Source organism: Streptomyces cahuitamycinicus, from assembly GCF_002891435.1.
GTDB classification, from domain to species: Bacteria; Actinomycetota; Actinomycetes; order Streptomycetales; family Streptomycetaceae; genus Streptomyces; species Streptomyces cahuitamycinicus.
On the sequence record NZ_POUC01000431.1, the window covers coordinates 1 to 6,660 of the forward strand.

Below are 6,660 nucleotides of genomic sequence, written 5' to 3' on the forward strand. Positions count from 1 at the left end.
GTACGGAACACGCCCCCTCGTGCCCGCCCGAACCGTGACGCATCCCCCGTCACCTCACCTGCCGCCCGCTGCCGAACCCCCTTCGGCGACCGGGCGGCGGGATCAGTTCTGGTGGGACTGGTAGTGCGAGACCGCGTCCGAAGTGCGGCCGGCGCCGTAGACCCGGAGGAACTCTGCCAGCTCCGGATGGGTCGGGGCGAGGGTGTCGGCCGCGTCGATGATGTCGCCCGCCGCCGCCACCGACCGCAGCAGCGACTGGATCTCGCGCACGACGCGCTTGACCGTGGGCGCCCCCGAACTGCTCGTCGTCTGCGTGGTGTTGCTGAGCACCGACCCCCCTTGTGACTTCTTGATCTCCTCCATGCGCTCGGTGGCCTCGGCCGCGCTCACACTGCCGTCCGCGACCTGCCCCGCCAGGTCCTGCAGCAGCTGAACCCGCTGCACCACAGCCGGGTTGCCGATCTTCGCCCGCTGACCGCTCATCAGCTGCGACAGCATCGGTGCGGACAGTCCCAGAACCCCCGCGAGACGAGCCTGGTTGAGACCAAGATCGTCGATAAGCCTACGGAAGAGCGCCCCCAATGGCTCCCCGTACCAGTTCCGCTGCAGTTCCCGCGCTCTCGCGGTCGCTTCCTGCTGTGCGGCGTCCATTGCGTCTCCCCATCGCTTCCCCATGTACGGCGGTTCGCGGTAGCGAACCACGCCGAGCATCTTACGGAGAGTGGTCGTCGACGGGGACCCCCAATCTTTTTGCGGAACCACCGGGGGGACCCGGTACTCTGGTCTCCGACGCCCGCCCGGACGCATTTCTCCGGCCGGACGTCCCCTCACGGGGCCTTAGCTCAGTTGGTAGAGCGCTGTCTTTGCATGGCAGATGTCAGGGGTTCGACTCCCCTAGGCTCCACTCAGAAAATGCCCTCCGAACTGCGAAAACGCGGTCTCGGAGGGCATTTTCACGCACCCGGGCGCACGCCGACGGCGAGTGTTTCACGTGAAACAGCACGGCGGGGGGGGAGACCCTCAAGTCCCCCGCCCCGCCGTGCTGTTGAATCCGGTGCGCCCTCAGGAACGATCGTCGCGCCGAGCGGTCTCGTCCTCGGCCTGCTTGGCCTCGACCTCAGGGTCCAGGACCGATGGACCCGTGCCGTCCACGGACGACAGGTGCCCCGACTCGGGGACCTCCGTCGCGGCCGGCGGCTCCACCAGCCAGTCCGGGTTGGCCTGCTTGTCCCACCACTTCCACGCGGCGAAAGCCCCGCCCGCGAGGGCACCCAGAAGCACCACCGTCTTCACGGCCTTGCCGGCCTTGGCCCGCCGCTCATGCTTGCGGACCAGCCTCTGGATCTCCTTGGACGAAACCTGGCCGCGCAGCGCGGCCACGGCAGCCACACTCCGGGCCGCAGCCTCGGTCGTCACAGGCACAGCCGCAGCCATCGCCTGCTCGAACCTCGGCCTGGAGTACTCCGCCGCCTGGCGGGCAGCCTTACGCGTGCGATCGGCGGCTTCCTGGGCGGCCTGGTCGACCTTCGGCGGCACATGCGTGCGGGCCTGCTCCAGATACGGCTGCACATGGGCGCCGTACTGGACACGCGCCTGCCCTGCGGCCTGCGTCACCTTGGGCGCTAGCCGTACGCGTGCCTCGTGTGCGTAGTGCGCGGCCCTGTCCTTGGCCGTGTCGGCGTAGGGCGCCACCACTTCCGCGGCGTGCAGCACGCTGTCCTTCGCCGAACCAGTCGCGGCGCGCACGCTGTCGATGCGGGTCACGGGTTCCTCCTCCTCGGTGGCGTACGGTATTTCGACTTTCCACCCTTTTACGGATCATGCCTCCCGGCGCACGACCAGGCATGCGCGGAGGGGCATCCGGGTCACGAGAACCGGCATCCAGCGCCGATCACGTGTGATAGCGGATGAATAAGGGCAACAGGAGCTTGTCGTCGACAATGCCACGGATCGCCGCCGAGCGCTCCCGGCCCGGCCCTAGCCGACTGGTTTTCCGCAGACGCCCGCCGAGGGTTTACCCCCGCCGCACCGAGGTCGGACGACGCGAGGGCCCGTCCGTGCGAGGATCTGGGCGTCACGGAAAGACAACGGAAGGCAGATCGTGGCTGAGCAGCTCTACGCCACCCTGAAGACCAATCACGGCGACATCGAAGTCCGGCTCCTGCCGAACCACGCGCCCAAGACGGTCAAGAACTTCGTCGAGCTCGCCCAGGGCGAGCGGGAGTGGACCCACCCCGAGACGGGCAAGAAGTCCACGGACAGGCTCTACGACGGCACGGTCTTCCACCGGGTGATCAGTGGCTTCATGATCCAGGGCGGCGACCCGCTGGGCAACGGCACCGGCGGCCCCGGCTACCAGTTCGAGGACGAGTTCCACCCGGACCTGCGCTTCGACAAGCCCTACCTGCTGGCGATGGCCAACGCCGGCCCGGGCACCAACGGCTCGCAGTTCTTCGTCACCGTCTCCCCGACGGCGTGGCTGAACCGCAAGCACACCATCTTCGGCGAGGTCACCGACGCGGCCAGCCAGAAGATCGTGGACACCATCGCCACGACCCAGACCAACCCGCGCACCGACCGCCCGCTGAACGACGTGATCATCGAGTCGGTCGTCATCGAGACCCGCTGAACGCGAAGGCTCCCGCAGGGAACCAATCGCCCCGCCCATCCGTAAGGATGAGCGGGGCGGGCTTTTCTCACACGACCTAGGGGACACCATGGACGACCAGGCTGCGGGCAGCCCGCAGGACGCCCACAGCGCCCCCATGTGCTACCGCCACCCGGACCGCGAGACAGGCATCCGCTGCACACGCTGCGAGCGCCCGATCTGCCCCGAATGCATGGTCAACGCCTCCGTCGGCTTCCATTGCCCCGAATGCGTCCGAACCGGCTCCGGCACAGGCCACTCGCCTACGGCCGCCATGCCCCGGACCATCGCCGGCGGCTCCATCGCCGCCGACCCCCGGCTGCTGACCAAGATCCTCATCGGGATCAACCTGGCCGTCTTCATCGCCGTCCAGGTCCACGAGTCGCTGCTGAACGACATCGTCCTGCTCGGCGCCTGGCCGCCCGCGCCCTTCACGCCCACACAGGGCGTGGCGGGAGGCGAGTGGTACCGCATGGTGACGTCGATGTTCACCCATCAGGAGATCTGGCACATCGCGTTCAACATGCTCAGCCTGTGGTGGCTCGGAGGCCCGCTCGAAGCGGCACTGGGCCGCGCCCGCTATCTCGCTCTCTACTTCATCTCCGGACTCGCGGGCAGCGCGCTGGCCTACCTGCTGGCGTCCCCCAACACGGCGACCCTCGGCGCCTCCGGCGCGATCTTCGGGCTCTTCGGCGCGACGGCCGTGCTGATGCGCCGGCTCGACTACGACATGCGGCCGATCATCGCGCTGCTGGCGATCAACCTGATCTTCACCTTCAGCCCGGGGTTCAACATCTCCTGGCAGGCGCACATCGGCGGCCTGGTCGCCGGAGTCGTCGTCGGATACGCCATGGTCCACGCCCCGCGCGATCGCCGGGCGCTGGTCCAGTACGGCGCCTGCGCCCTGGTCCTGGGAGTGGTCGTGCTCATGACCGTACTGCGGACGGCCCAGCTCACCTGAGCAGGCGTTGTCCACAGCGGGTGTCGGATCCTGTGCACACCGTGCGGGAACACATGTGCCCCCTGTCCCTGACCTGTGTTTCCGCAGGCCAGGCAGGGGGCGAACAAGTTTTCGACTACCGGTACTTCCGTCATACCGGCGTCAACACCCAACGGGTTATCCACAGATCGTCTTCATTATCCCCATGTGGAAAACTGCTGTGGATAACTCAGCGAACACCCCTGGGCAGAGCTGCGTTCACCGCGCGGTGACCGCTACTTCCATTGGGTCGAGACACCGAATCCGGCAGCGATGAAGCCGAAGCCCACCACGATGTTCCAGTTGCCCAGTGAGTCGATGGGCAACGAGCCGTCGGTGACGTAGAAGACGACGATCCAGGCCAGGCCAATGAGGAACATGGCCAGCATGACCGGCGCGACCCAGGCACGGTTGCTCAGCTTGATGGCGGTCGTCTGCTTGGCAGGCGGCGGCGTGTAGTCGGCCTTCTTGCGGATACGTGACTTCGGCACGAGGGTCTCTCCTGTCGATGCGCTGCGTGGCCGCGCAGGTAACTGGGTCGGTCTCGGGGCAGCGTAGGGGACTCCGATTGCTCCCCCGGGCGTCCGTTAGCGTAGTGCTTCCGCCGCGCCGAAGGAGATAAGGGTACGTTGAGCAATTCTGCCGACTCCCCCGGGACGGGATCCACCCCTGAGCGCGCGCGGCGTTTCCGGCCTGTGCGCGTCCTCACGGCGGCCGTGTTCGCTCTGGCGGGTCTCATTTTCTTCACCAGCTTCGACACCGCCAAGGGCACCAACATCCGCACGGACTCCTCCCTGCTGAAGCTGTCCGACCTCATTCACGAGCGCAGCCAGGAGAACGGCGAGCTGGATGAGACCAACGGTGCCCTGCGCAAGGACATAGAGGCCCTGGCCGAGCGCGACGACGGCAGCACCAAGGCCGAGGACGACAAGCTCTCGGCTTTGGAGAAGCGGGCGGGCACGCAGAAGCTCAAGGGCGACTCGCTCACGGTCACGCTCAATGACGCCCCGCCGGACGCCACCGCCAAGCTCCCCGGCTACCCGGAGCCGCAGCCCGACTACCTGGTCATCCACCAGCAGGACCTCCAGGCCGTGGTGAACGCGCTGTGGCAGGGCGGGGCCAAGGGCATCAAGGTCATGGACCAGCGGCTAATCTCCACGAGCGCGGTGCGCTGTGTGGGCAACACCCTGATCCTGCAGGGGCGGGTCTACTCGCCGCCGTACAAGATCACGGCGGTCGGTGACCCGGGCAGGCTGCAGAAGGCGCTCGCGGCCTCGTCGGCGATCCAGAACTACATGGTCTACGTCAATGTCTACGGGCTCGGATGGAAAGTCGAGGAGAACGGCCCGGTGACTCTGCCCGGTTACTCGGGCACAGTGGATCTGCATTACGCGAAGCCTGTGGAGCAGTAGCCGGACCGGGGGAGCTGCCGGTGCGCGTGATCGTCAGGACCGTCAGCGAACTGTGCATCACCGTCGGCAGCGTGATCGTGCTGTTCGTGGTCTACGTGCTCTTCTGGACCGGTGTGCGGGCCGACGGCGTCATGGACGACCAGATCGACCTGCTCCGGAAGGAGTGGTCGAAGCCCCGTCCGCCGGCCGGCGGGCCCGCGAGTCCTGCGAAGCCGGCGCCCTACGCCAAGGGCAAGCCTTTCGCGATCATGTACATTCCGCGGCTTGGTTTCACGTGGAACAAGCCCGTGCTCGAAGGCACCGCCACCGACACGCTGAAGAAGGGCCTCGGCCACTACGCGGAGACCGCCCAGCTCGGGCAGAGGGGGAATTTCGCGGTCGCCGGTCACCGACGCACCCATGGTGACCCCTTCAAGGACTTTCCCGAGCTCAGACGGGGTGACGCCGTGGTGCTGACCGACGGTACGACGTGGTTCACGTATCGGATCGACAAAGGCCCGCACAAAACAGTGCCCTCGGACATCGAGGTGATCGACCCTGTCCCACGTACATCCGGGTACACGCGTTCGGGCCGTTATCTGACGCTGACCACGTGCGAACCGGAGTGGGGGCACAGTCATCGGCTGATCGTCTGGGCGCACCTGGACTCCACCCAGCCTGTGGAGGCCGGGAAACCGGAGGCGCTGCGCCGTTAGTCTGGTGGCTGTACGGCGTGGGTCTGGTGCCGTGGTACGAGGGAAGGGACGGCATGTACGGCTGGATCTGGCGGCATCTGCCGGGGAACACGTGGGCGAAGGCAGTGCTCTCTCTCGTCCTGGTCGTGGCCGTGGTCTACGTCCTCTTCCAGTACGTCTTCCCGTGGGCGGAGCCGCTGCTGCCCTTCAACGATGTGACGGTGGACAACCAGTGAGCGCGCGCATTCTCGTCGTCGACAACTACGACAGCTTCGTCTTCAACCTGGTGCAGTACCTGTACCAGCTGGGTGCCGAGTGTGAGGTCCTGCGCAACGACGAGGTGTCGACGGCGCATGCCCAGGACGGTTTCGACGGGGTTCTGCTCTCCCCGGGGCCCGGTACGCCGGAGCAGGCCGGTGTCTGCGTGGACATGGTCCGGCACTGTGCCGACACGGGTGTTCCGGTTTTCGGCGTGTGCCTGGGCATGCAGTCGATGCAGGTGGCGTACGGCGGTGTGGTGGACCGTGCGCCGGAGCTGCTGCACGGCAAGACCTCGCTGGTCGAGCACGGCGGCGGTGGTGTCTTTGCCGGGCTGCCCTCCCCCTTCACGGCGACGCGTTACCACTCGCTGGCCGCCGAGCCGGCCACGGTTCCGGCGCAGCTGGAGGTGACGGCGCGTACGCACGACGGCATCGTGATGGGCCTGAGGCATCGGGAACTCCCGGTGGAGGGTGTGCAGTTCCACCCCGAGTCGGTGTTGACCGAGCACGGGCACCGGATGCTGGCCAACTGGCTGGTGGAGTGCGGCGATCAGGGTGCGGTGGCGAGGTCGGCGGGGCTCGCCCCGGTGGTGGGCAGGGCCTCGGCGTGACCGCGCTGCGCCCCGAGCGCGAGTCCGACACCTCGTACGGGCAGCAGTCGTACGGGGTGTCGGGGGCGTTCGAGGAC

The 6,660-nt window shown here is 67.3% G+C and carries 9 protein-coding genes and 1 tRNA gene; 7 read left to right on the forward strand and 3 right to left on the reverse strand.

The window, feature by feature from the left end:
• Positions 1-102: 102 nt before the first annotated feature.
• Entirely contained in the window at positions 103-651 is a 549-nt protein-coding gene (locus C1J00_RS35715; RefSeq protein ID WP_033309914.1) for a helix-turn-helix domain-containing protein, read from the reverse strand.
• A 180-nt stretch (positions 652-831) separates the two neighbouring features.
• On the opposite strand from C1J00_RS35715, the gene C1J00_RS35720 reads away from it, so the two are divergent.
• A tRNA-Ala gene (locus C1J00_RS35720) sits at positions 832-904 on the forward strand.
• Between the two features lie 158 nt (positions 905-1,062).
• On the opposite strand, the gene C1J00_RS35725 is transcribed toward C1J00_RS35720, so the two are convergent.
• Complete coding sequence (locus tag C1J00_RS35725) at positions 1,063-1,764, reverse strand: DUF5324 family protein (RefSeq protein WP_102913099.1); 702 nt, start codon at positions 1,762-1,764, stop codon at positions 1,063-1,065.
• Positions 1,765-2,101: 337 nt separating this feature from the next.
• Between C1J00_RS35725 and C1J00_RS35730 the strand changes: the two genes are divergently transcribed.
• Complete coding sequence (locus tag C1J00_RS35730) at positions 2,102-2,629, forward strand: peptidylprolyl isomerase (protein ID WP_102913100.1); 528 nt, start codon at positions 2,102-2,104, stop codon at positions 2,627-2,629.
• Positions 2,630-2,717: 88 nt separating this feature from the next.
• Positions 2,718-3,608, forward strand: a complete 891-nt coding sequence (locus tag C1J00_RS35735; RefSeq protein ID WP_102913101.1) for a rhomboid family intramembrane serine protease — start codon at positions 2,718-2,720, stop codon at positions 3,606-3,608.
• A 254-nt stretch (positions 3,609-3,862) separates the two neighbouring features.
• Here C1J00_RS35735 and crgA read toward each other — a convergent pair whose 3' ends face one another.
• Positions 3,863-4,117, reverse strand: a complete 255-nt coding sequence (gene crgA / locus C1J00_RS35740; RefSeq protein WP_030846986.1) for a cell division protein CrgA — start codon at positions 4,115-4,117, stop codon at positions 3,863-3,865.
• A 138-nt stretch (positions 4,118-4,255) separates the two neighbouring features.
• Between crgA and C1J00_RS35745 the strand changes: the two genes are divergently transcribed.
• The 4 genes from C1J00_RS35745 to C1J00_RS35760 are packed head-to-tail and all read left to right on the forward strand — an operon-like array spanning position 4,256 to position 6,583.
• Entirely contained in the window at positions 4,256-5,038 is a 783-nt protein-coding gene (locus tag C1J00_RS35745) for a DUF881 domain-containing protein (RefSeq protein ID WP_102913102.1), read from the forward strand.
• A gap of 20 nt (positions 5,039-5,058) precedes the next feature.
• The gene (locus tag C1J00_RS35750) at positions 5,059-5,733 is read left to right on the forward strand and encodes a class E sortase (protein ID WP_102913103.1); all 675 of its coding nucleotides are present in this window, start codon (positions 5,059-5,061) and stop codon (positions 5,731-5,733) included.
• A 53-nt stretch (positions 5,734-5,786) separates the two neighbouring features.
• Positions 5,787-5,948, forward strand: a complete 162-nt coding sequence (locus C1J00_RS35755) for a hypothetical protein (protein ID WP_102913105.1) — start codon at positions 5,787-5,789, stop codon at positions 5,946-5,948.
• On the forward strand, positions 5,945-6,583 hold the full coding sequence (locus C1J00_RS35760; RefSeq protein ID WP_102913104.1) for an aminodeoxychorismate/anthranilate synthase component II: 639 nt from the start codon (positions 5,945-5,947) through the stop codon (positions 6,581-6,583). Before C1J00_RS35755 ends, C1J00_RS35760 begins: the two co-directional genes overlap by 4 nt.
• Positions 6,584-6,660: the final 77 nt, after the last annotated feature.